General features: G+C 31.3%; 23 protein-coding genes. 21 read left to right on the top strand and 2 right to left on the bottom strand.

All coding sequences use genetic code 11. The annotated features are described in order from the left end of the window. Together LQ668_RS08090 and LQ668_RS08085 are read left to right on the top strand one after the other, a co-directional pair. The coding region (locus LQ668_RS08090; RefSeq protein ID WP_239775969.1) for an IS1182 family transposase at positions 1–1350 on the top strand (1350 nt) is incomplete at its 5' end. 271 nt (positions 1351–1621) lie between these two features. After that, positions 1622–2134, top strand: coding sequence for a YfiT family bacillithiol transferase (locus LQ668_RS08085; RefSeq protein WP_239775968.1), 513 nt, complete (start codon positions 1622–1624; stop codon positions 2132–2134). Between the two features lie 256 nt (positions 2135–2390). On the opposite strand, the gene LQ668_RS08080 is transcribed toward LQ668_RS08085, so the two are convergent. Next, complete coding sequence (locus LQ668_RS08080) at positions 2391–3602, bottom strand: helix-turn-helix domain-containing protein (RefSeq protein WP_239775967.1); 1212 nt, start codon at positions 3600–3602, stop codon at positions 2391–2393. A 140-nt stretch (positions 3603–3742) separates the two neighbouring features. Between LQ668_RS08080 and LQ668_RS08075 the strand changes: the two genes are divergently transcribed. The 3 genes from LQ668_RS08075 to LQ668_RS08065 all read left to right on the top strand — a co-directional run bounded on the left by LQ668_RS08075 (position 3743) and on the right by LQ668_RS08065 (position 8552). Next, positions 3743–5968, top strand: coding sequence for a beta-glucosidase (locus LQ668_RS08075; RefSeq protein WP_239775966.1), 2226 nt, complete (start codon positions 3743–3745; stop codon positions 5966–5968). Positions 5969–6480: 512 nt separating this feature from the next. Further along, a complete protein-coding gene (locus LQ668_RS08070; protein WP_239775965.1) occupies positions 6481–8208 on the top strand; it encodes a DUF2075 domain-containing protein in 1728 nt (575 codons plus the stop codon). Between the two features lie 5 nt (positions 8209–8213). Continuing rightward, complete coding sequence (locus LQ668_RS08065) at positions 8214–8552, top strand: nucleotide pyrophosphohydrolase (protein ID WP_208143482.1); 339 nt, start codon at positions 8214–8216, stop codon at positions 8550–8552. Positions 8553–8714: 162 nt separating this feature from the next. On the opposite strand, the gene LQ668_RS08060 is transcribed toward LQ668_RS08065, so the two are convergent. Continuing rightward, positions 8715–8819 (bottom strand): type I toxin-antitoxin system Fst family toxin, encoded by a 105-nt coding sequence (locus LQ668_RS08060; RefSeq protein ID WP_142242930.1) that lies wholly within the window; start codon positions 8817–8819, stop codon positions 8715–8717. A gap of 328 nt (positions 8820–9147) precedes the next feature. On the opposite strand from LQ668_RS08060, the gene LQ668_RS08055 reads away from it, so the two are divergent. The 16 genes from LQ668_RS08055 to lacG all read left to right on the top strand — a co-directional run bounded on the left by LQ668_RS08055 (position 9148) and on the right by lacG (position 24911). Beyond that, the gene (locus LQ668_RS08055; protein WP_239775964.1) at positions 9148–9669 is read left to right on the top strand and encodes a hypothetical protein; all 522 of its coding nucleotides are present in this window, start codon (positions 9148–9150) and stop codon (positions 9667–9669) included. 16 nt (positions 9670–9685) lie between these two features. Next, positions 9686–12274 carry an AAA family ATPase gene (locus tag LQ668_RS12445; protein ID WP_239775963.1) on the top strand — a complete coding sequence of 863 codons (2589 nt, stop codon included), beginning with the start codon at positions 9686–9688 and terminating at the stop codon, positions 12272–12274. A 123-nt stretch (positions 12275–12397) separates the two neighbouring features. After that, positions 12398–13051, top strand: coding sequence for a DUF2848 family protein (locus tag LQ668_RS08045; RefSeq protein ID WP_107509313.1), 654 nt, complete (start codon positions 12398–12400; stop codon positions 13049–13051). Continuing rightward, positions 13051–13833: a carbon-nitrogen family hydrolase gene (locus tag LQ668_RS08040; RefSeq protein ID WP_107509324.1), complete on the top strand. Its 783-nt coding sequence runs from the start codon at positions 13051–13053 to the stop codon at positions 13831–13833. The genes LQ668_RS08045 and LQ668_RS08040 overlap by 1 nt, the downstream gene beginning before the upstream one ends. 31 nt (positions 13834–13864) lie before the next feature. After that, entirely contained in the window at positions 13865–14851 is a 987-nt protein-coding gene (locus LQ668_RS08035) for a TRAP transporter substrate-binding protein (protein WP_119634499.1), read from the top strand. Between the two features lie 11 nt (positions 14852–14862). Then, entirely contained in the window at positions 14863–15327 is a 465-nt protein-coding gene (locus LQ668_RS08030; protein ID WP_237687710.1) for a TRAP transporter small permease, read from the top strand. Then, on the top strand, positions 15324–16601 hold the full coding sequence (locus LQ668_RS08025) for a TRAP transporter large permease (protein WP_239732776.1): 1278 nt from the start codon (positions 15324–15326) through the stop codon (positions 16599–16601). Before LQ668_RS08030 ends, LQ668_RS08025 begins: the two co-directional genes overlap by 4 nt. A gap of 21 nt (positions 16602–16622) precedes the next feature. Beyond that, the gene (locus LQ668_RS08020; RefSeq protein WP_107509310.1) at positions 16623–17276 is read left to right on the top strand and encodes a GntR family transcriptional regulator; all 654 of its coding nucleotides are present in this window, start codon (positions 16623–16625) and stop codon (positions 17274–17276) included. A 304-nt stretch (positions 17277–17580) separates the two neighbouring features. Continuing rightward, positions 17581–18336 carry a DeoR/GlpR family DNA-binding transcription regulator gene (locus LQ668_RS08015; protein ID WP_107509309.1) on the top strand — a complete coding sequence of 252 codons (756 nt, stop codon included), beginning with the start codon at positions 17581–17583 and terminating at the stop codon, positions 18334–18336. A 186-nt stretch (positions 18337–18522) separates the two neighbouring features. Continuing rightward, the gene (gene lacA, locus LQ668_RS08010) at positions 18523–18951 is read left to right on the top strand and encodes a galactose-6-phosphate isomerase subunit LacA (RefSeq protein WP_119634498.1); all 429 of its coding nucleotides are present in this window, start codon (positions 18523–18525) and stop codon (positions 18949–18951) included. 17 nt (positions 18952–18968) lie between these two features. Beyond that, on the top strand, positions 18969–19484 hold the full coding sequence (gene lacB / locus LQ668_RS08005; protein ID WP_107509307.1) for a galactose-6-phosphate isomerase subunit LacB: 516 nt from the start codon (positions 18969–18971) through the stop codon (positions 19482–19484). Positions 19485–19496: 12 nt separating this feature from the next. Continuing rightward, complete coding sequence (locus tag LQ668_RS08000) at positions 19497–20429, top strand: tagatose-6-phosphate kinase (protein WP_107509306.1); 933 nt, start codon at positions 19497–19499, stop codon at positions 20427–20429. 4 nt (positions 20430–20433) lie between these two features. Then, complete coding sequence (gene lacD, locus LQ668_RS07995; protein ID WP_107509305.1) at positions 20434–21414, top strand: tagatose-bisphosphate aldolase; 981 nt, start codon at positions 20434–20436, stop codon at positions 21412–21414. Positions 21415–21438: 24 nt separating this feature from the next. Next, on the top strand, positions 21439–21753 hold the full coding sequence (locus LQ668_RS07990; RefSeq protein WP_107509304.1) for a PTS lactose/cellobiose transporter subunit IIA: 315 nt from the start codon (positions 21439–21441) through the stop codon (positions 21751–21753). 2 nt (positions 21754–21755) lie between these two features. Beyond that, a complete protein-coding gene (locus LQ668_RS07985) occupies positions 21756–23489 on the top strand; it encodes a lactose-specific PTS transporter subunit EIIC (protein ID WP_107509303.1) in 1734 nt (577 codons plus the stop codon). Positions 23490–23507: 18 nt separating this feature from the next. Then, entirely contained in the window at positions 23508–24911 is a 1404-nt protein-coding gene (gene lacG / locus LQ668_RS07980; protein ID WP_107509302.1) for a 6-phospho-beta-galactosidase, read from the top strand. Positions 24912–25127: the final 216 nt, after the last annotated feature.

Below are 25127 nucleotides of genomic sequence, written 5' to 3'. Positions count from 1 at the left end.
ATAAATCGTTTCAGAATTAATCCTATAATTGATCGATTATTACAATCACTATTTATAAATTTTAGAACACAACTTATAGAACAAAACCTTATTGATGAGGAAAGTATTTATATAGACGGTACTAAAATTGAAGCAAATGCCAATAAATACACTTTTGTTTGGAGAAAAAACACAGAAAGATTTAATAAAAAAGTAGTTGAACAATCAAAAGAAATCTATCGTGAAGCCATAGTAAATGAAGTAATACCTGAGTTAAAAGATGAGACCCAAGATATTACACTTGAAACTCTTTATGAATTCAAAAACAGATTAGAAGAAAAAATCGAAGATTTAAACGATGATATTAGCAACTCTAAAGATATAGCAGAACGAAAAACGATGCGTTCAGAAAGAATGGAAATAAAAAAGACTAAAAAATTGTTAAGTGAAAATATCGATAGGCAAATAAAATATCAAAAACAATTGGATATATTAGGTGAAAGAAATAGCTATTCTAAAACAGATCATGATGCAACTTTTATGAGAATGAAAGATGACCACATGATGAACGGACAATTAAAACCAGGATACAATTTACAAATTGCTACAAATTCACAATTTGTTTTATCTTATGACATATTTCCTAATCCAACAGATACTAGAACACTTACACCATTTTTAAATAATATTAGAAATAACTATTTTAATCTACCTAACTATATTGTCGCAGATGCTGGCTACGGCAGTGAGGAAAATTATAAAACGATTCTAGATCAATTTAACAGAACACCATTGATAACTTATAGTATGTACCTAAAAGAACAAACCAAGAAATATAAAGAAAACATATATAACACACAAAATTGGAAGTATGATGAACTAAGAGATGAATTCATATGTCCGAACAATCGCAGATTGTCATTCAAACGATACGCTTATCGAATCGATAAGTATAAATATAAAAGAGATTTCAAGTTATATGAAATTGATAATTGTAACAACTGCGAACTATTTGAGTTATGTAGAAAAAATGCATACCAGAGTACAAATAAAAAAATAATGAAAAATAATGTGTGGGAATACTTTAAACATATGACACAAAAGTTGCTTTCAAAACCTGAAACTGAAAAAATCTACAAACAAAGAAAGATTGATGTAGAGCCAGTTTTCGGATATTTGAAGGCTATTTTGGGTTTCACTCGTGTTTCTCTTAGAGGGAAACCAAAAGTGAAACGTGAATTAGGGATTGCCTTAATGGCTACAAACATAAGAAAAATGGTAGCTCTTCGAGCTACCAAAAACGTTCTCAAAGTAAAAAAAAGACGAAACTCACTTTTTATCGTGAATTTCGTCTTTTTTTTGAATTTCTGAAACTTTTTGTCTCAGCCTCTTATTCATAGGATAGCCATATTCACACAAGTTGGGAGAAGAGTAAGCAAGGATAGCTATGTTCACACAAGTAGAAGGAAGTGTAAGCAAGGATAGCCATATTCACACAAGATAAAAGAAATAGAGAATAATTTTTGATTTTCTAGGACAACTTTGCCCAGCCACATAGTCGCTTCTATGTTTAAATTTCTAGAAAGAGAGAATATGTCATATAATGAAGATGAATTTAAAATAACTAAAAAGGGTGATTAACATGGATGCAAGATTTCCTATTGGAGAATTGGAATTACCTGAAAAAGTAACAATGGACCATATACAGCAGTGGTTAGATGAAATTGGAAATTACTCTAATCGGTTAAGAAAAGTTGTAGATGGATTAGATAGTGAAGAGTTAAATAAGACATATCGAGAAGGCAGTTGGACAGTAAGACAATTGGTCCATCACATAGCTGACTCTCAACTCAATATGTATCAACGATTAAAAATAGCTTTAACAGATGATAGAATACCGACAATAGTAGCTTTTGACCAAGAAGAATGGATTAAATTACCGGATAATGATTTACCGATAGAATGTTCACTTAGAATGTTAGAAGGTATGAACGAACGTATCGTAGCAGTTGGTCGTAAATTAACAGAAGATCAACTATATCGAGCATTCTTACACGAAGATACCGGAGAAACAACAGTAGCATATAAAATCGCTAAATTATCATTTCATGAAGAACATCATCTTGTACATATAAAATTAGCGTTGTCGAAATAAATTAAGAAGCTGGGACAAATTTATGTCTCAGCTTCTATTTTTGTTGTCAGGTCAATTTTTATGGCTTTTATTATCAGCAATTTCACTGGGAACTGCTTATACTGTATCTCTTATCAGCAATTTCGCTGAGAACTGCTTATACTGTATCTCTTAACAGCAATTTCGCTGAGAACTGCTTATACTGTACCTCTTATCAGCAATTTCGCTGAGAACTGCTTATACTGTACCTCTTATCAGCACCAAATAGACATCCTTCTTATTTCTCTACTTTACTAACTCGATATTGCTTTGGGGTTATTCCGTTATTGCGTTTGAATACTTTTATGAAGTGGCTTTGATCTGAAAAGCTGAGTTGATGTGCGATTTCGGAAATGGATAGGTTTGAGTTATCTAACCATATTTTAGCTTCTTCTAGTTTTTTCTCTGTTATATAGGTGCTTAAAGTTACGCCTACTTCTTCTTTAAATAGATGGGATAAGTATTTTGAACTTATATGTACTTGTGCTGCCAACTTGTCTAATGTTAATGGTTGGTATAAGTGGTTATAAATATATTGTTGAACTTGGTGTATGGGTTGTGAATATTTAGTTGTATTTAAGTTCTTTACTTTAGTGGCAAATTCTATAAAGATTCGTTCAACTGTTTTTACGAGTACAAATTCTTGTTCTGTTTCTATTTTTTGAATAAGGATATCGCTTAGTGAATATGCGACTTCATAGTGTAAGCCGCCTTCTATAGCTGCTCTAGTTGCAATTGTTACTGATGCAATTGCTAAATTCTTATCATTTCGAATAAGATTGTCTGGAGTCACTACGCCAACTTTATCTATATACAGTGTATTTCTAAATGCATTTTTTATATTTTCTACATCACCATTTTTTATATACTTATTAAAATTATTTTCTAATAAAATATCATGATGTAATTGTTCTTTTACACGTTTAATTGAAAGTTCAAAATCGATATTTTCTTCTGCATTAGTTATGTTTTGAGAATGGTCTTCGATATCTGACGCATTAATTTGTTTTCTAAATAATAGAAAGTATACAAGTTGACTCATGTTAATGAGATTAGCTTTTTTATAATGTGGAACCGAGTTTAAATAAGTTTGTAAACTTTTCTTTAAATAAAGTGGTACGTTATGGCGTTTAATATAATCGTAAAAGAGATTATTAGACACTTCTTCTAATACACATGGACCCATAATAAAGTCGAAATTTGCTGTTCTTATACATGAATAATACTCTATGTTATTGAGTGACTTTATGAACGGTATTTCAGCAGTTGCTTCAATTTCGGTAAAAAGTTGTTCGCATAAGTCTTCTGAAGAGAAAAAGGGGTTTTCTAAATAAGGAAATTTATATTCTTTAATCAGGTTGTTTGAAGTTTTGATGAAAATATTCATACTCGTATTAGTTTGTGACAGTTTACATATATAATCTAATTCATCATTTATAGTATAATCCATAAAACCACTCCTTATTTATAGAGAATATACTATTTTTCTAGAATAAATACAATTAAATATCATTGTCCTATATTATAGTTTGAATATAAAGAGCATTCATCTTTACAGATATTTATAACAATATAAAGGTAGTGGTATCTATGAAAAATAGTGAAATCATTAAAAACTTATCATTAGATGACAAGATCAAAATTGTAACGGGACAAGATTTTTGGTATACAAAAGAATTGAAAAATGAAGGATTAAAGTCACTATTACTTACTGATGGACCTTCTGGAGTAAGGAAACAAGAAGAGGATATTGATGCTTTAGGTTTGAATCAAAGTATTGAAACAATTAGTTTCCCAAGTTTAGCATTAATTGCATGTTCGTTTGATAAAGATTTGTTACGTCAATACGGGGAATATTTAGGACAAATCGCTAAAAGTGAAAAAGTGAATGTATTGTTAGGACCAGGGATTAACATTAAGAGAAATCCTCTAGCAGGTAGAAATTTTGAATATATGTCTGAAGATCCATTTGTATCAGGTAAACTTGGTACAGCATATATTAAAGGTTTACAATCTCAAGGTGTCGGTGCAAGTGTTAAACATTTTGCGACTAATAATAGAGAGAATCAACGTTTTACAAATTCATCTAACATTGACGAACGAACATTAAGAGAAATTTATCTTAGTGCATTTGAAACAATCGTAAAAGAAGCAGAACCTGCAACAATAATGAGTTCTTATAACTTTTTGAATCAAGTTCCTGTTTCAGAGAACAAATGGTTGCTTACAGATTTATTAAGAAATGAATGGGGATATCAAGGTGTAGTCGTATCTGATTGGTCAGCAGTTAAACGTCGTGCACAGTCATTGAAGGCAGGTCTAAATTTAGAAATGCCAGGTAAAGGTGAAGCTACGTTAACTGAAGTGAAAGATGCTATAAAAAATGGTCAATTAGACGAGCATATTTTAGATGTTTCAGTGGATCGTGTTTTAACTTTAATGAAAGACTATCAAATTAAAGAAGAAGTACAGTCTTATGACAAAGAAACTTACCACGATTTCGCAAGAGAACTTGCACGGAAAAGTATTGTTCTATTAAAAAATGAAAACGAAAATCTACCATTACAACCTTCATCATTAGGATTAATTGGTGAACTTGCAGAAAATCCAAGATATCAAGGTGGGGGTTCATCTAAAGTAAATCCATATCATGTCGTAACACTATTAGGAGCATTTAAAAATCAACAATATGTATATGCACAAGGTTACAATATAAATAATCGTGAAGTAGATCAACAACTTCAACAACAAGCAGTAAAAGTAGCACAACAAAATGATCAAGTAGTATTATTCTTAGGGTATCCTGAAAGTTATGAAACAGAAGGACTAGATAAAGACTCCTTATCATTGCCAGACAATCAATTAGCTTTAATAGATGCAGTAACTAAAGAAAACGAAAACGTAACAATAATCTTACAAAATGGTGGAACAGTACTTATGCCATGGGCAGATAAAGTGAAATCTATCGTTGAAACATATTTACCAGGAGAAGCGGTAGGAGAAGCAATTTACGATATATTAACAGGTAAACAGAACCCAGCAGGTAAAATAGCAGAAACAGTACCACAACGGATTGAAGACGTCCCTTCCTACTTAACATTTAATCAAAGTAAAGCAGATGAAAATTATAGAGAAGGTATATACGTAGGCTATAGATATTACGATACAAAAAATATTGAAACACAATTCCCATTTGGTCACGGTTTAAGTTATACAACATTTGATTACAGTAATATGCAAATAACGAATCAAGAGAGTAGTCTAAAGGTTAGTCTAGATATTAAAAATACAGGGAATATATTTGGAGAAGAAGTTGTACAAATTTATATAGGAAATCGTACAAGTGATATCGATATGCCATTCAAAGAACTTAGAGAATTCGAACGTGTCGCTTTAGAAGTAAATGAAACAAAAACTATCACCTTTGAAATACCATATAAAGCAATGCGTTGGTACAATGAAAACAGAGGACAATGGCAAATAGACGACGGAGAATATATAATTTATGCAGGATCATCAGTAGAAGACATACGATTAGAACAACCAATCACACTAAATATAACAAACCAAACAACATCAAATCAGATACACGAAGACACATACCTATCAGAAATCGTAACAAGAAAAGAAGAATTCAAGCAGTCACTAGAACAATACAATTTAGATAAAATAATAGAAGCCGTAACAGAGAACCCAGAACTAACCTCAATATTTGAGAACATGCCATTACGCTCACTTATCATGGTTAACATAGACATCAAAACAGTTCGCGACTTTATAGATGCAGCAAATGAAGAGTTGAGTAAAGAAGCGTGAGTAAGGAAAGCTATATTCACACAAGTCGAGAGAAGAGTAAGCAAGGGTAGCCATATTTACACAAGTCGGGAGAAGAGTGAGCAAGGGTAGCCATATTCACACAAGTCGAGAGAAGTGTAAGCAAGAGTAGCTATATTCACACAAGTCGGGAGAAGAGTAAGCAAGGGTAGCCATATTCACACAAGTCGAGAGAAGAGTAAGCAAGGGTAGCCATATTCACACAAGTTGAAGGAAGTGTAAGTAATGATAGTCATATTTACACAAATCAGAAGAAGTGTGAATGATTTATATAAGAAATAAGAGCAGGAATTCAGTTTTAACAATGAATTTCTGCTCTTTTTAATTTTCTTAGATATTATCTCACGGACACTTTATTTACTAATATAATAGTATGAGGATTTATGGTTTGTGTATTTGGATAAAAAGTTAATATATATCACTTTTCAATTATAGTATAATTAGTTTAAATAAATTAATAATTTCTTTCTATAATAAATAAACAGGTGATAACTATGAGCAAGGATTTAAGGATTGAAAAGATAGATTATTCAATTGAAAATTTAAGTATGACACTAAATAACTGGAAAAATTTTGATGATTCTAAGTATCTCTTACAATATCCAACTGTATATATAGTTAACGATGAAATGAAAGAAGATTCTTTTAGTGTGTATGTAGGAGAAACTGCTGATATTAAAACAAGAACGAAACAACATCTGGGTGTAGATACTAAATTAAATAAGAAATATTGGAATGAGTTTTATCATTCTCAGACATCTTCAATGTACGTAATTGGGCATAAGTATTTTAATAAGTCTTTAACTTTAGATATCGAGAATAGATTAATGCAATATTTATCGAGTGTTGATAGTGTTAAATCGATATTTAATAGTAGAACTAATCAGCAAAATGAATACTATACTTCAGATAAATTAGATGAAATTTTTTCTGAAATATGGAATAAATTACATAAGAAAAATAAAGAACTATTTCCAATTGAAAGAATGGTCCGTGACTCAGCAATATTTAAAGCTTCTCCTTTTCATAAATTAACACCTGAACAAATATCAGCTAAAGAAGAGATTATTGATAAAATTAAAATAGCACTCCATGAAGAAGATGAGAGCCAATTAATCATGGTTGAAGGTGAAGCGGGCTCAGGAAAAACTGTATTAATGAGTACACTTTTCTATGAGTTAAAAAAATATGATTTTGATGAGTTTTCTGATCCATTGAATGTATATTTATTAGTTAATCATGATGAACATATAACTATCTATCAACAAATTGCTTTAAAGTTAGGATTAACTAATAAGAAGAATAGCATCATCAAAAAACCAACTAGTTTTATTTTAAATAATGAACCTAGTAATAAGGCAGATATTGTCATTGTGGACGAGGCTCATTTACTATTAACACAAGGTAAAATGTCTTATAAAGGTGAAGGTCATTTAAAGGATTTAATAGAAAGAGCAAAAGTTGTTGTAGCTGTTTTTGATAAGAAACAAATATTAAGTAGAGAACAAGTTTGGGAATTTGATACGTTAGATAAACTAATAACTAGTGCAAGAGAAAAAGATAATCATATTAAATTAAAAAACCAATTAAGAATTAATAGTGGTATAGAGACAATTAATTGGATAAGAACTATAATAGACAAGCAAATTGTTAACCCAATACCTATAGATAGTAAAGGTTATGAAATAAAAATATTTGATAGTCCCAATGATTTACAAAATAAAATACGCAATAAAGCAACCAAAACTGATTCAGGAATCTCTAGAATGATTGCAACTTTCGATTGGAAATACAATGGAACTAAAAAACCTGAGAATAAACCTTATTGGGATGTAGTCATTGGAGACTGGTCTATGCCATGGAATAAACAAATCAAAGCTGAAAAAGGTGAAAAAGATTTACCATGGGTAGAGCGAGAAAATACTATAAATGAAGTTGGTTCCACATATACAATACAAGGATTAGATTTAAATTACGCAGGTCTAATTATAGGTCCATCAGTAAAATATAGAAATGGAAAAATTATTTTTGATAAAAATAGTAGTGAAAATAAGAAAGCTATTCAAAATAGAAAGTTATCAGATGACACATTACAGAATTTTGCGGAAGAATTATTAAAGAATGAATTAAATGTATTAATGACTCGTGGTGTTAATGGTTTATACATATATGCTGTAGACGATGAGCTAAGAGAAGCACTCAAAAATGCTGCAAAAGGATGATAAATATGGAAGACAATAATAAGATACTAGATAAGGTAAATAAATTCAGAGATGAACGTAATTGGAGACAGTTTCACAATGAAAAGGATTTAGCATTATCAATCTCTTTAGAAGCTTCAGAACTATTAGAACTTTTTCAATGGAAGACATCAGAAGAAGTTATAGCTAATAAACCTGAGCGCTTAGCAGAAGAATTAGCTGATGTATTAATATATAGTTACATGTTGGCTGATAATTTGAATTTCGATATAAATGATATTATTGAACAGAAATTAGAAAAGAATGCACAAAAATATCCAATAGAAAAAAGTAAGAATAGCAATTCTAAATATGATGAAATTTGAAGATATCTTATAAATAAAAAATCAATAAAAACTTAATTAGAAACTTAAATATTATTTACATTTTCTAGGAGATTTTGTATAATAACTATAGAGCATAATTTCCGAGACATACATCAAACCCCCTTACTATTTGTGGTAGTAAGGGGGTTTATTTGATGCTGGTTATTTGTCGTCTTTTGTCTTACGTTTATCTAACCAGTATGATAATAGCATAAGTGTCGCACCTACGATTATAGGTGAGACTATGTTAGAAAGCATAATCTCCATAGACATCACCTCCTCCACAGAAATCTGTGTCTATGAAGTGTGATTGACGACATTTATATTTTAGTTTAATTGTTGTTTAGAGAATACTTTATTTTTGATTTTTTATATTAGATTTATGCAAGTGAGGATAGGTAAACGATTGGGTAATGGTTAGGTTATTAAAGTAAGCTAATTTACTCTCAAAATTGCAAAGTGTTGAAATTTGACACAAAAAGGGATTTTGGACTTTTTATAGATTCTTATTTAGTATATAATTAACAGTAATAGTATTTTAAAAATTATAAATATATATTTGTTATTATTTATTAAAAATGTTTGGAGTGTAACTATGTCTGAAGGAAATCATAAGAGACAATTTGGTGCTAAAAGTAGTGGTAAGGCTAAAAAGATAAATAATGAAGAGGCATTTCATAATAGTGACGATAAGAACGAGGGTTCTCAGAGTCAAAGAACGCATCATGAATTTGGTGCTTCTGATAAGAATAAGAGTTCGTTTATTGAGAATTTCAAAAAAATGTTTTTATTGTATGACAAGAATGAATGGATTAAAAGGTACTTAATTTCGTTAATTATTACTCTGTTATTTATTACGATGATGGGGGATAGTCTTTGGATTGTGGTGCTACTTAATTTTCTACTATTTCCTTTTATTATTAGTGTTGTTGATGATTTTATAGGAAAACTCACTCAAAAAACAAGCTTTGCTGAACAATTACAAAGCTCTGGTTGTTTTGTTGCTATTATTAGAGTGGTTATAAAATATGTCTTTTTATATTTTGTATGGGGATATTCGTTTATTTTAGGTTTGGTTTCATTAGTTTATATGTATTTTACAGCAAGAAAAATGTAATAAAGGAGTTTTATTAGTGAAAAAACCTATTTTAGTTGGAAAAGGCTTTTTTAAAAAATCGATTGAAGAATTTGCTGAGCTACCGATAGGCAATGAGGCTGTTATTGTATTTGATGCTATGAAAGACTCTTATTATTTCCCGAGTGGGCTTGGTTTTAAGAACGGTAAGTATAAACTTAAAAGCAATGCTGCTCCTGAAGAAGTAACTTTAGAGGTACCGATTAGTCTAGAAAATGCGATTGTTACGATTGAGAACATGACAATTGATGTTAGCCATCTTGTGGAAGTAGTTGCTGTAAATTCTTTCAACAGTCAACTTATCTTAAACAATGTCATTATCAAACCTAATAATGATTGCAATGGTCTAGTATTGGAAGGTTTAAGAAGTGGAAGTATTTTTCAGAATGTGACAATTACAAAAGCTAATAACAACTTATTTAGTGCAGTAATCAAAAATGGTGCATCTGTTAATATTTCAGATTCATTAATTGAGAATTTTGCTGTTATAGGCGGAAATGCAATAGTTAATAATACATTATTAGTGGATACTGCATCGGTATATGAGAAGGGCGTGTTACGTTCTGGAAATCTATTTATCGAAAATGAAATTGAAGATACATATGAAATAATCGCTCAAGATAAAAGTAAAGTATTTCTTGATCAATTAACTGTCATTAAAGGAAATGGGTTTGTAAAGTTAGACGATAGTACTTTTGAATTAAAGGCTGTTGATTTAGAAGTAGAGTTTGAGAATGGTAGAGAGCTGATTGTTCATAGTGACAATACCTCTCAAGTTCAAGGTTCTGATTTTGAAGTGTTAAATTTAGATGAACAGAAACAAGCAAACGTTAGACAAATGGATGGAGAGGCTCAAGAATCTTATTATGAAGATGATGAGGAGTTAGAAAGAGCATTTGAATTAGATCCTGAAGATGAAGAATATGAAGAAGTACAGTTTGATAGTGAGGAAATAATATCTGCTTTGGAAGAACTAGAAAGTTTAATTGGTCTGGAAAATGTAAAGAAAACGACTGAAAAATTCATCAATGTTGCTAAAATAAATAAAATTAAACAAGAAAAAAACATTGCGACAAGTATGCCATCATTACATTCTATCTTTATAGGAAATCCAGGAACAGGTAAAACTACTGTAGCAAGATTGATTGCGAGAGCATTGTATGAAGAAGGCGTTGTGCTATCTGAAAACTATGTAGAAGTGAGTAAGCAAGATCTAGTATCTGAATTCGTTGGCAAAACGACCCAACAAACTTTAGAAGTGTTAGAAAGTGCTGAAAATGGGGTCTTGTTTATAGATGAAGCATACACATTAAGTCAGAATAGTGGTAGTAACCAAGTTGGACAAGAAGCTATCGATACAATATTGAAGTACATGGAAGATCATCGTGACAGTATTATGATTATATTTGCAGGCTATACCAATGAAATGAATTTATTCTTAAAATCTAATCCAGGTTTAGAATCAAGAATCCCAAATGTATTTGACTTTGAAAATTACAGTTTAGATGCATTATTGGACATAGGTGTATTGGATTTGAGAAATAAAAGTTATGAATTTAATGAAGAAGAATATCGTCGTGTACTAAGAAATGAATATAGACGATCTTTTGATGATAGTAATGCTAGATGGGTACGTAACTTTAATGAAAAATTAACAACGTCACAGATGCATCGACTTTCTATTGAAAGTAACTTTGATGATGATAGTTTAATGACAATTGAAAGTGATGATTATAAAATATTTAATCAAGCTGATGATGAAACAAAACAAAATAATCTCGAAAAGTATTTAGAAGAATTAGACAATCTTGTTGGTTTGAATGCTGTTAAAGAAAAAGTAAAATCGATAATAAATGATGTTAAATTTGATCAATTGTTAGAAGAACGTGGTAGTAAAGTTGAAAAATCTAATAACCATATGATTTTTACAGGTGCACCTGGGACAGGCAAGACAACAGTTGCAAGATTGATTGCTCAAATTTTTAAAGAGTTAGGTTTATTAAGTAAAGGACACTTAGTAGAAACTGAACGTAGTAAACTTATCGGAAGTTATATAGGACAAACTGAAGAGAAGACAACCCAAGTTGTAGACAGTTCAATGGGTGGTGTACTATTTATAGATGAAGCGTATCAATTATTGCCTAAAGACGGAAGTAGTAATGACTTTGGTGTATTAGCAATTGAAACTCTAATAACAGAATTAGAAAATAAACGAGATAAATTCTTAGCTATTTTTGCAGGTTATGAAGGAGATATGAAACGATTCTTAGATGCGAATGAAGGATTGAAGTCTCGTGTACCAACTAAAATTCATTTTGAAGATTATACAGGTGAAGAAGTTGCAGAAATTGTTTATAGAAGGTTAAGTTCAGAGTGGAAGTTTAACGATCAAATATTAAGCGTACAAGTTGAACAAAAATATAATCAATTAGAACAGTCACAAAAATCAAATGGCAGATGGGCACGAAACTTTGTTGAAAAGTTATTAAGTGTACATAAAAGCGATTTCTTAAACGACTCAGATAGCCATAAGGACATACACACAATTAAAGACTCTACAATAATTAAGACGATAGATCAATTTTGATAATGAGTCCCTTACTTTTCCAATAGTAAGGGGCTTTTTTTATAAGTTTTTTTAACCTAAAGTTGTAAATATATACCCTAATATGTATACTGTATAATGTATACATTAAAAAGGGGTGTTAATATGGAATTTAAATTAGGTGCGCAAGGTATAGATTTATCTTTCGATCATGCATATTGTATTGGTTATTCTGGTAGGGATGTTGAGAAGACAAAGGCACATATTAATGAGCTGAAAGAACTTGGTGTTCCTGAACCGGATTCGATTCCTGAGATTTATCATTTAGATCCTTATTTATTTAGACAAGATAATGATATTTCTATTATTGGTGATCGTTCGAGTGGTGAAGCGGAAATTGTTGTCATTTTTGATGGGGATAAACGATATGTAACTTTAGGTAGTGACCATACTGATAGAGAGTTAGAGACTGTGAGTATTCATAAGTCTAAGCAATTATGTGCAAAGCCTATTGCTGATAGTGTATGGGAATTTGAAGATGTTGAGGGGCATTGGGATGATTTAGAGTTGAGGTCTTATGTTTATGATGATGATAAATGGACTTTGTACCAAGAGGATAAAGTGAGTGGTATTTTACCTTATGACAAGTTAATGGATGCTTTGAATGAATTTGGTGTTCATTTAAATAGCACAGTTGTTTATTGTGGGACTGTTCCTTTAGTTGATGGTTTCAAATATCCTGATAAATTTAAAGCTGAACTTGTTGATGCTAATCGGAATAAGTCTATTCAATTGGAATATGGGGTGAGTAAATTATGATGAATATTCAACTTTATCAATTTGAGGTTGTGCTTGGCGATGTTGAAAAGAATGAAGCTAAAATTGAACATTTTTTCAAAAATGATTTAAGAAGTGATACGGATATTGTTGTATTACCTGAAATGTGGAACAACGGTTATGATTTAGAACATTTAAATGAAAAAGCTGATCATAACCTGGGAAATACGACGAAATTCATATCGAATTTAGCGAGAGCATTTAACGTTAATGTTGTAGCTGGCTCGGTTTCAAATAAGAAGGATGAAGGGGTTTATAATACGCTAATTGTATTTAACAATCAAGGTGATTTAATTTATGACTACGATAAGATTCATTTAGTTCCGATGCTTGATGAACCTAAGTATTTAGCACCAGGAAAATTGTTGCCTGAAACATTTGAATTATGTCAGAACAAAATGAGTGGCATTATTTGCTACGATTTAAGATTTCCAGAGCCTATACGACAATTAGCTATTGAAGGCAGTAAAGTGGTTTTTGTAGTAGCTGAGTGGCCCGAGTCTAGGTTATATCATTGGAGACATTTAAATATTGCTAGAGCAATTGAAAATGAATCATATATTGTGGCGTGTAACTCATGTGGAAATGATGGTAACACGGAATATGCTGGTCATTCTATGGTGATTGCTCCAAATGGTGATGTATTATCAGAAGCTGATAATCAAGAAACAACGTTTAATGTAGAAATCGATTTAGATAAAGTTGATGAAATGCGCAATCAAATACCTGTATTTAAAAATAGAAGAACTGATTTATATTCGTAAACGGAGACAGATTATAAGGGGATGACGTTTAATGAAAAAGTTTATTTCACTATCCTTATTGCTTCTTCTAATCTTAAGTGGTTGTCAAAATTCTACTGAAAAAGTGAATGGAAGTGAACAAAAAACCATAAGATTAGCACATACAGGATCTGATACTCATCAATATAATATTGCTTCTCAAAAGTTTAAAGAGTTAGTAGAAGAGAAGTCTGATGGGAAAATGAAAGTGAATGTATATGGGAATGGAAGCTTAGGAAACGAAGATGAGTTAGTAGATCAAACGATGACTGGTACTATACAAATGACAACAGTTGCAGCGGATAGTAGTTTATCCAATACAATGCCTGAAATGAATTTGTTTGGTATTCCTTATTTATTTGATAGTAAAAAGGATGTTTATTCGAAACTAGACGGTAAGCCGGGTAAAGATTTATTAGCATTAGCTAAAAAGAAAGACATGAAAGGGCTTGGTTATTGGGAAGTTGGTTTTAGACATTTTACTAATAAAAAGCGAGAAATCAAACATCCAGAAGATATGAAAAATCTGAAACTAAGAGTCCAATCTGCAAAAGTATGGAATGAACATTTAAAAACACTTGATGCTATTCCAACACCAATCAGTTTTAGTGAACTGTACTCAGCATTAGATCAAGGGGTGGTAGATGGACAAGAAAATCCTTTACCGACGATTTATTCTCAGAAATTATTTGAAGTACAAAAATATATATCTTTAACAAATCATACTTATACACCTGCTGTTGTGCTTATGAATGACGATTATTATAACCAACTATCTAAAAAAGAGAAAAAGATAGTGGACGAAAGTGTGAAAGAAGCAACTGATTATCAAAGAAAATATATTGCAAGTCAAGAGAAGAAAATTAAGAAGCAATTGAAGGATGAAGGTATGATTATTACGAATGTTAATAGGGATGAATTTAAAAATAAAACTAAAAATGTAGATTCTCAAATTACAGACCAAGTACCTAAATCCATAGTTCGTCAATTTAGCAAATAAGGGGGCTAATTATGAATAAACTGGATATACTAGAGAAGAAGTTTATAAATATTTTGACACATATCATGACGTTTTTCATGATTTTATCAATTGCTATGATTTTGTTGCAAGTACTAACTCGATTCATATTTAAGACTTCTATATTTTGGTCACAAGAAGTGTTAATGCTATTTTTTGTTTATAGTATTTTGTTTGGGGCAGTAATCTTAATGTATAAACAAGAGCATTTACAAGTAGATTTATTTGAAGAAATGCCAGCTAAAATTAATAACATACTTAGCTATTTTGTGAAAACAGTGATTACATTAGTGCTATTAATATTAGTTTATTACAGCATTTTACAAGTATATTTGAGTATAGATGCTAATCAAGTAATGACATCAATACCAATAGGTAGATGGATTATGTATATTCCGATGCCTTTATGTTTTCTACTCATGATTTATTTCACATGGAAGACAGGTGATGAATCATGATACTATTTTTAATTATTTTGCTATTTGTACTCATACTTTTAAGAACGCCTATTGCCTTCTCATTAATGGCTGTTTCAATAATTGGTATAGGCTGGACAGGTATTGAGTTTCTAGAAATTATACCGAGAAAAATGTACTTCGGGATTAATAACTTTTCACTGTTAGCTATCCCTCTATTTGTACTAGCTGGAGAGATTATGTCTAAAGGGGGCATGTCCCAAAGAATTGTGAATTTTTCTAAGTTGTTAATTGGCCCATTACCTGGTGGATTAGCGATGGTAGTTATTATTTCGAGTGTATTCTTTGCTGCTTTAACAGGTACAGCGATTGCTGCAGCAGCTGCAATTGGTGGAATGCTTTTACCTTTAATGAAGAAGGAAGGATATGATGAAGGATTTTCTTCTGCATTAGTTGCATCAGCTTCTACAGTAGGGCCGATTATACCACCAAGTATTATATTTATTTTATTTGGTGTAATGGCTAATCAATCTATAAGTGATTTATTTATAGGCGGAATAGTTCCAGGAATTTTAATGGGTGTAGGATTAATGATTTATAGTTATTTTGTAGGTAAAAAGAATAACTACAAATCTATGGATAGCTTTCCACCTATTAAAGATATTCTTCTAGGATTTAAAGATGCGATTTTAGCATTATTAATGCCTGCAATTATAATTGGCGGTATTATTAGTGGCTTGTTTACAGCTACTGAATCTGGCGTAATAGCGGTCCTATATGCCATACTTATAAGTACATTAGTTTATAAAGAGCTTACTTTTAAAAAATTATATGATGCTTTGGTTAGCAGTACAAAGACATCAATTGGTATAATATTCTTAATAGGAAGTGCAGCAGTATTTATTTGGTTTGTATCATTTAACAATGTGCCAGAACAGATACAAAACATGCTAGGAATATTTGCTGAGAATCCATTATTGCTCTTACTTGTTATTAATATAGTATTGTTAATTGCTGGTACATTTATAGATACGATAAGTGCAGTAACCATCTTCACACCAATATTCTTGCCGTTAATATTAGCTACGAATATTGATCCGATTCATTTTGGAGTGGTTATGGCAGTGAATCTATCAATTGGAATGATTACACCGCCAGTAGGTGTCTGTCTATTTGTTGTTTCATCTATAGGTAAAGTGGATATTAAGAAAATTATTAAATCTATTATTCCACAATTAGCTATTTTAATCGTTGTACTTGTAATTATCACGTATGTGCCATGGCTAATTACTTATCCAGTTTCATTATTTAAATAAATTTTCTAAGGAGGTGTATGTATGTATAATTCACTAAAAAAAGTTAATAGAAATTCAATTAAACAAGAAATCTACGATCAAGTTAAATACTCCTTATTCAATAATGAATTGCCACTAAATGAGTTCATTACTGAAGTTGAATTATCTAATTTACTTGATGTGTCTCGTACACCTGTTAGAGAAGCAATGAATGAATTGGTGTTGGAACAACTCTTGATATTTAAGCCTAGAAAAGGTTATAAAGTAAACACATTTACAAATCATGAAATTGATCAAATATTTTTATTGAGAGAATCTTTGGAAATCGCATGTGTACCTTTTTTAGTAAAAGTAATTACTGATAAACACATACTTGATATGCAAACCATTATAGAACATCAATCAATAGCAGCAGAAAAGAATGATTATTATACTTTCATGTTATTAGATAAAGAATTCCACACATATTTAATGGAAATAATAGAATTTAAATTATTTCTAAAAAGTTATAACGTTCAACATGACTTATCTATATTGATTGGGACACAAGGATTGAAAAGCCAGGGAAGAATGTTAGATGTCCTCGATGAACATAATGAAATACTTAAAGCACTCTCAACAAAAAATACTGACGCTATTATAACTTCAATGAAATCACATCTAGAGAAATCAATGAGAGCATTTAAAGTGAAATAAATTTATAAGTTCAACTAAATCATAACCGTTCCAGTGATATTGATATTTTAAAATTAAAAGAGCAGAAATTCATTGTTAAATTTCTGCTCTTTTTTTCATTCACAATTATATATTTACCCTCCCATATTGAGGTGTTTTTCTTTAATACCGTCGTTCTATTTAACTTTTGAAATTGTTTTATAAAAGTAATTAATTTATTAAAAATTAACATAATCAAACAAAGCCTGATATATTAGTATGTAAATGTTTCTTTTTCAAACAATTTTATTGTAAAATCAACAATATTATAAGGGGGCTATATGCATTGAATAAATATGATAGATTAGATGAAATAACGGATTTAGTAAATAGAAAAGGATCAATAAGAATTGCTGAAATAGTTGAAGAGCTCAATGTTTCTGATATGACAATAAGACGAGATTTAGCTGAATTAGATGGACAGGGTATACTAACCAAAATACATGGCGGTGCAAGAAGTAATTCGGCTTTTCAATTTAAAGAAATGTCACATAAAGAGAAGCATACACAATATATTGAAGAGAAAAAACAAATAGCTAAGAAGGCAGCCACAATTATTGAAGAAGGAAACACAGTATTTCTAGGACCAGGTACTACTGTAGAATTTTTAGCAGAAGAAATTTATAATAAAAATTTATCAGTCATAACAAACTGTTTGCCTGTATTTAATATTCTATTTAAAAAGAAAAGTGAATATTTCAAAGTCTATTTAATAGGTGGAGAAATGAGAGAAATTACTGAATCGTTTACAGGGGACATGACAAACAGTGCATTAGAAACAATGAGATTTAGTAAAATGTTCTTCAGCGCTAACGGCGTAAAAGGAATAGACGTAATGACATCTTCACATGAAGAAGCATACACTCAAAAATTAGCGCTTAGAAATTCTCTAGAGAAATATTTGCTCGTTGACTCATCAAAAATAGGAAAAGAAGATTTCGTTTCATTTTGTGATTTGAAATCATTAAATGGTGTCATAACTGATGGTAAAGACGAAGACAAAAATAAAATAATAGCAGATTATACAGAAGTCATTATATAAACAAGAATTAAACGATAAAAGACAAAATCTAAACAGATTTTGTCTTTTTATATATTATTTAAATAAAATCGAACAATAAATGTTGATTATATGTTCATTTATGTTTATAATCTAAATATAATCATTTTGTAAGCGTTTATATTGTTTAAAGCAACATGAAATAAACAAATAGAAAGGGAGATTTGAATGAATGTCGTAATTGGTTCAGATGAGCATGGGAAAAATCTAAAATCACGTATCAAAGAATATTTATTGAAAAACAATTATAAAGTTGTCGATGCTACAGAAGGTAATGATGTTGACTTCGTAGATGCGACCTTAGCTGTTGTTAAAGAAGTTCAAACAAATGAAGAAAATTTAGGTATTGCTATAGATGCATACGGAGCAGGCAGTTTCATGGTAGCAACAAAAATTAAAGGCATGATTGCTGCTGAAGTTTCCGAAGAAAGATCAGCATATATGACAAGGGAACATAATAATTCGAGAATGATTACGATAGGTTCAGAAATTGTTGGAGAACAACTCGCAATTAACATCGTTCAAGAGTTTATTAACGCTAAATATGATGGTGGAAGACATCAAATTCGTGTCGATATGTTAAATAAAATGTGCTAAATGAGGAGGAAATATAGATGAAGATTGCAATCGGTTGTGATCATATTGTTACAGATACAAAAATGGCAGTTTCACAATTTTTAAAAACGCTTGGTCATGAAGTGATTGATTGTGGTACTTATGATTTTGCGAGAACACATTATCCTATTTACGGAAAAAAGGTCGGAGAAGCAGTAACAACTGGAGAAGCAGATTTGGGTGTATGTATATGTGGGACTGGCGTTGGTATAAATAATGCTGTTAATAAAGTTCCAGGTGTACGTTCTGCTCTAGTAAGAGATATGACTTCTGCTATTTATGCTAAAGAAGAATTAAATGCGAACGTGATTGGATTTGGAGGCAAAATCATTGGTGAATTATTAATGTGCGATATTATTGAAGGTTTTATTGAAGCTGAATATAAACCTACAGAAGAGAATAAAAAGCTTATTTCTAAAATTAAATATTTAGAAGGTCAAAGTGAAAGCCAAACAGACGCTCATTTCTTTGATGAATTTTTAGAGAAGTGGGATAAAGGTGAATATCATGATTAAAGGAATATTATTATGATTTTAACGATTACGATGAATCCTTCGGTAGACATATCATATCAATTGGATAATTTATCAATCAATCATGTTAATAGAACAAATAAATTGAATAAAACCGCTGGTGGAAAAGGTTTAAATGTAACGAGAGTTTTAAACCAGTTAAATGAACAAGTTGTGGCTTCTGGTTTAAAAGGTGGTAAACTCGGAGAATTTCTTGAACAATCTTTGAATGATCATAATATAGCAAATCATTTTTTTGAAATTCAAGGCAATACAAGAAATTGTATCGCTATATTACACGAAGGAAACCAAACAGAAATACTTGAAGGTGGACCTACTATTAGTACTGAAGAAATAGAAAGCTTTAATGAACATTTTGAAGAACTCGTGAGTAAATCTGACATTGCTGTGATATCCGGAAGTTTACCTAAAGGTGTGGAACCAAATTTTTATTCAAGTTTAATAAAGACCTGTGATAAACACTCGGTTCCAGCAATTTTAGACTGTTCTAATAAAGCGCTTACAGAAGTATTGAGAGGTCAATATAAACCATTGTTGATTAAACCGAATATCGATGAAATCGCTGAATTACTTGGAGAACAAATAAATGAAAATATTGATTCATTGAAACAAGCAGTATCGAATCCAATATTTAAAAATATCGAATGGGTTGTTGTGTCTTTAGGTTCAAATGGTGTATTCGCTAAACATAAAGATAAATATTACAAAGTGGACATACCTAAAATCCAAGTTGTGAATCCTGTTGGTTCAGGCGATTCAATGATAGCTGGTTTTGCGTCTGCTTTGATGAATAAAGCAACGAATGAAGCATTACTTAAAAAGGCAAATACTCTAGGTATGTTAAACGCACAAGAAACAGTTACGGGTTATATCAATTTAAAGAACTACGATGACCTTTATAACAAAATCAAAATTATTGAGGTGTGAACAAATGAATAAAATAGATCATAAATTTGAACAATTAAGGCGTTTAAGCGATGAGAAAGGTATCATATCAGCTTTAGCGTTCGATCAACGAGGTGCTTTAAAACGTATGATGGCCAAGTATCAAGATACAGAACCAACATTAGAACAAATAGAAAATTTAAAGTCATTGGTTTCTGAAACTTTGACAGAATACGCTTCGTCCATATTGCTGGACCCCGAATACGGTTTACCAGCTTCTAAAGCACGTAATGACGAGTCAGGATTATTATTAGCCTATGAAAAAACGGGCTATGATGTGAACTCTAAAGGACGATTACCTGATTGTCTAGAAGATTGGTCAGTTAAAAGAATTAAAGAGCATGGTGCAGATGCTGTTAAATTTCTTCTATATTATGATGTTGATGATTCTGAAAGTATCAATCTTAAGAAGAAGGCATACATAGAAAGAATTGGTTCCGAGTGTGTAGCTGAAAATATGCCATTCTTCTTAGAAGTATTAACTTATGACGATAACATTCCTGATAATGGAAGTGTTGAATTCGCTAAAGTAAAGCCTAGAAAAGTTAATGGTGCTATGAAAGTATTCTCAGAAGAGAGATTTAATGTCGATGTATTAAAAGTCGAAGTCCCTGTAAACATGGCGTACGTTGAAGGATTTGGTGAAAGTGAAATGGTATATACGAAAGAAGAAGCTATGCAATATTTTAAAGAGCAAGAAGCTTCTACAAATCTACCATATATTTATTTGAGTGCAGGTGTATCAGCAAAATTATTTCAAGATACTTTGGAATTTGCACATGCATCTGGCGCTAAATTCAATGGTGTCCTTTGTGGACGGGCAACTTGGGCAGGAGTCGTACCTATTTACATAGAAAAAGGGGAAGAAGCGGCTAGAAAATGGTTGCAGACAGAAGGGTTTAACAATATTAACGCATTAAATAAGGTGCTTAAACAAACAGCTGTTTCAGTTAGGGAGAAATTATAACAAGGGATTAAAGGAGTGTTAACCATGAATCGTGAAGAAACAACAATGTTAGGTTTTGAAATAGTAGCTTATGCAGGAGATGCTAGATCAAAATTACTCATCGCTTTAAATGCAGCACAACAAGGGGACTTTAATGAAGCAGAACAATTAATAGAAGAGGCTAATCAACATATTGTAAGCGCACATAATGCACAAACAGAATTATTAACTAAAGAAGCTTCTGGCGAAGACATTGCATATAGTGTAACGATGATGCATGGCCAAGACCACCTTATGACTACGCTGCTTCTGAAAGATATGATGAAGCATATCGTTGAACTTTACAAAAGAGGGAGTTAATAATTATGGAAGCAATTATCGCGCAAATTGAAAAAGCTAAACCACTTTTTGAAAAAATTTCTCGTAATATTTATTTAAGGGCTATTCGTGATGGTTTTATTTCAGCAATGCCGGTCATTCTATTTTCAAGTATTTTCTTATTAATAGCATATGTACCAAACGTATTTGGATTCACTTGGAGCAAGAGTTCTGAAGCGGCACTTATGAAACCTTATCAATACACAATGGGTATTGTTGCGTTATTAGTTGCAGGTACAACTGCTAAATCGTTAACCGATTCATATAACCGAAGATTAGAAAATACAAATCAAATTAACTTTATATCTACTATGATAGCGTCGATTTGTGGCTTTTTATTTTTAGCTTCTGATTCGATTAAAGATGGTGGATTTACGAGTGAATTTTTAGGTACTAAAGGTTTACTAACAGCATTTCTATCTGCATTTGTCACAGTAATCATATATCACATCTGTGTTAAGAAAAACGTTACAATCAAAATGCCTGAAGAAGTACCACCAAATATTTCCCAAGTATTTAAAGATATTATTCCATTCGCTTTAGTTATTTTAGTGTTATATGGATTTGATTTATTAAGTAGAGCGATATTAGGAGCAAATGTTGCGCACGCTATTATTGAATTCTTGGCACCATTATTTACAGCAGCTGATGGGTATGTCGGTATTACGATTATATTTGGAGCATTTGCATTATTTTGGTTTGTTGGTATTCACGGTCCTTCAATAGTAGAACCGGCAATAGCGGCAATAACGTATGCCAATATTGAAACGAACTATCAATTATTAAGTTCTGGTGCACACGCAGACAAGATTATAACGTCTGGGACTCAAATGTTTATTGTAACTATGGGTGGGACGGGGGCTACCTTAGTCGTTCCGTTCATGTTTATGTGGCTTACTAAATCTAAACGCAATAAAGCGATTGGTAGAGCATCTGTAGTACCTACATTCTTTGGTGTAAATGAACCTATTCTCTTCGGTGCACCATTAGTTTTGAATCCTGTGTTCTTCATTCCATTTATATTAGCACCAATTGCAAACGTATGGATTTTTAAAATATTTGTTGATGTAATAGGCATGAATAGCTTCAGTGTCAATCTTCCTTGGACAACGCCAGCACCAATTGGAATAGTGATGGGTACAGGTTTAGGTGTATGGTCATTTATTTTAGCAATTACGTTAGTGATTGTAGATATTATGATTTATTATCCATTCTTGAGGGTCTATGACAGACAAATTGTTGAAGAAGAAATTTCCGGACTTAAAAAATCTGAAAATTTGCAAAATAAAGTTAAAGAAAATTTTGATACAAGTAAGGCTGAAAGTATTATAAGTAATTCTCGCAACAATGAAATTAAAAAAGAAGATAGAAAAGTAAGTAATGATCATTTATGCAACAAAGAATCAAAAAGCGTATTAGTATTATGCGCAGGTGGTGGTACGAGTGGATTGCTTGCTAACGCTTTAAATAAAGCAGCTAAAGAATTTGGAGAACCAATTACTGCAGCAGCTGGAGGTTATGGCGCTCATATGGATATTATGAAAGATTATGATCTAATCGTTCTTGCACCACAAGTTGCTTCAAATTATGAGGATATTAAACAAGATGCCGATAGATTAGGTGTTAAATTAGCAAAAACTGAAGGTGCAGAATACATTAAATTAACACGTGATGGTAAAGGTGCTTTAGCGTTTGTAAGAAATCAACTCAAAATATAGAAGGGAATAGATATAGATATGAAAGACTTACCAGAAGATTTTATTTTTGGTGGTGCAACGGCAGCATATCAAGCTGAAGGTGCAACTCAAACAGATGGAAAAGGTAGAGTAGCTTGGGATACTTATTTAGAAGAAAATTATTGGTACACAGCAGAGCCAGCTAGTGATTTTTATAATCAATACCCAATAGATTTAGAGCTTAGTGAAAAATTTGGTATTAATGGAATAAGAATTTCGATAGCATGGTCAAGGATTTTTCCAGATGGTTACGGAAATGTGAATGCTAAAGGTGTTGAATTCTATCATAATTTATTTAAAGAATGTCATAAAAGAGATGTAGAACCGTTTGTAACGCTACATCATTTTGATACACCAGAAAAGTTACATTCTGATGGAGATTTTTTAAATCGTCAAAATATTGATTACTTCGTTGAATATGCTGATTTTTGCTTTAATGAATTTGAAGAAGTGAATTATTGGACTACATTTAATGAAATTGGACCTATCGGAGACGGGCAGTATTTAGTAGGTAAATTTCCACCAGGTATTAAATATGATTTCGCAAAAGTATTTCAGTCTCACCACAACATGATGATAGCACACGCAAGAGCAATTAAATTATTTAAAGACAAAGGGTATAAAGGAGAAATTGGTATTGTTCATGCACTTCCTACTAAATATCCATATGATCCAAATAATCCAGAAGATGTGAGAGCGGCAGAACTTGAAGACATTATCCATAATAAATTTATTTTAGATGCCACATATTTGGGTAAATATTCCGATAAAACAATGCAAGGGGTTCAGCACATTTTGGAAGTCAATGGAGGAGAACTTGATATTCGTGATGAAGATTTAAGAATATTAAATGATTCAAAAGATTTAAATGACTTCTTAGGCATCAATTATTATATGAGTGATTGGATGAGCGCATTTGATGGAGAAACTGAAATTACGCACAATTCTAAAGGTAATAAAGGTGGGTCTAAATATCAGCTTAAAGGTATAGGGCAACGTGAATTTGACATCGATGTGCCACGTACAGATTGGGATTGGATGATATATCCTAAAGGACTTTATGACCAAATTATGAGAGTGAAGGCAGACTATCCAAACTATAAGAAGATTTATATAACGGAAAATGGACTAGGATATAAAGATGAATTTGAAAATAATACAGTTAATGATGATGCGCGTATAGATTATGTTAAGAAACACTTAGAAATTATATCAGACGCTATAGCAGACGGTGCGAATGTTCAAGGATATTTTATCTGGTCGTTAATGGATGTGTTCTCATGGTCAAATGGTTATGAAAAAAGATATGGATTATTCTATGTAGATTTTGATACACAAGAAAGGTATCCAAAGAAAAGTGCATATTGGTATAAGAAGTTATCAGAAACAAAAATAATTGAATAAAACTTTTAAAAAGCTTATCTAGCGGGATATAACCAAAAGATAAGCTTTTTTATTTGAGCAAGCAAGTTGCAGTGCTGATAAGGGTAGCCATATAGACAAAACTCGGGAGAAATGTTCATACGAATAGCTTTACATCAATAATTTTACTTTTAAATATTTTAGTGTTAAACCTTTTAATGCTAAATATTTTACAGCTAAACTATTTAGTCGTATAAT

The sequence above is a fragment of the Mammaliicoccus sp. K-M42 genome (genome assembly GCF_022386375.1).
GTDB lineage: Bacteria > Bacillota > Bacilli > Staphylococcales > Staphylococcaceae > Mammaliicoccus > Mammaliicoccus fleurettii.
Note: the sequence above shows the minus strand (reverse complement) of the source record. Positions and strands in the feature narration are given on the sequence as shown.

Bases quoted from the DNA above. Each gene is read 5' to 3' on its own strand.
- LQ668_RS08045 (WP_107509313.1), top strand. From the start codon at position 12,398: ATGGAATTTAAATTAGGTGCGCAAGGTATAGATTTATCTTTCGATCAT.
- lacD (WP_107509305.1), top strand. From the start codon at position 20,434: ATGAATAAAATAGATCATAAATTTGAACAATTAAGGCGTTTAAGCGAT.
- LQ668_RS07990 (WP_107509304.1), top strand. From the start codon at position 21,439: ATGAATCGTGAAGAAACAACAATGTTAGGTTTTGAAATAGTAGCTTAT.
- LQ668_RS08065 (WP_208143482.1), top strand. From the start codon at position 8,214: ATGGAAGACAATAATAAGATACTAGATAAGGTAAATAAATTCAGAGAT.
- lacG (WP_107509302.1), top strand. From the start codon at position 23,508: ATGAAAGACTTACCAGAAGATTTTATTTTTGGTGGTGCAACGGCAGCA.
- LQ668_RS08020 (WP_107509310.1), top strand. From the start codon at position 16,623: ATGTATAATTCACTAAAAAAAGTTAATAGAAATTCAATTAAACAAGAA.
- LQ668_RS08055 (WP_239775964.1), top strand. From the start codon at position 9,148: ATGTCTGAAGGAAATCATAAGAGACAATTTGGTGCTAAAAGTAGTGGT.
- LQ668_RS08085 (WP_239775968.1), top strand. From the start codon at position 1,622: ATGGATGCAAGATTTCCTATTGGAGAATTGGAATTACCTGAAAAAGTA.
- lacA (WP_119634498.1), top strand. From the start codon at position 18,523: ATGAATGTCGTAATTGGTTCAGATGAGCATGGGAAAAATCTAAAATCA.
- LQ668_RS08080 (WP_239775967.1), bottom strand. From the start codon at position 3,602: ATGGATTATACTATAAATGATGAATTAGATTATATATGTAAACTGTCA.
- LQ668_RS08000 (WP_107509306.1), top strand. From the start codon at position 19,497: ATGATTTTAACGATTACGATGAATCCTTCGGTAGACATATCATATCAA.
- lacB (WP_107509307.1), top strand. From the start codon at position 18,969: ATGAAGATTGCAATCGGTTGTGATCATATTGTTACAGATACAAAAATG.
- LQ668_RS08060 (WP_142242930.1), bottom strand. From the start codon at position 8,819: ATGGAGATTATGCTTTCTAACATAGTCTCACCTATAATCGTAGGTGCG.
- LQ668_RS08025 (WP_239732776.1), top strand. From the start codon at position 15,324: ATGATACTATTTTTAATTATTTTGCTATTTGTACTCATACTTTTAAGA.
- LQ668_RS08070 (WP_239775965.1), top strand. From the start codon at position 6,481: ATGAGCAAGGATTTAAGGATTGAAAAGATAGATTATTCAATTGAAAAT.
- LQ668_RS08075 (WP_239775966.1), top strand. From the start codon at position 3,743: ATGAAAAATAGTGAAATCATTAAAAACTTATCATTAGATGACAAGATC.
- LQ668_RS08030 (WP_237687710.1), top strand. From the start codon at position 14,863: ATGAATAAACTGGATATACTAGAGAAGAAGTTTATAAATATTTTGACA.
- LQ668_RS08035 (WP_119634499.1), top strand. From the start codon at position 13,865: ATGAAAAAGTTTATTTCACTATCCTTATTGCTTCTTCTAATCTTAAGT.
- LQ668_RS08040 (WP_107509324.1), top strand. From the start codon at position 13,051: ATGAATATTCAACTTTATCAATTTGAGGTTGTGCTTGGCGATGTTGAA.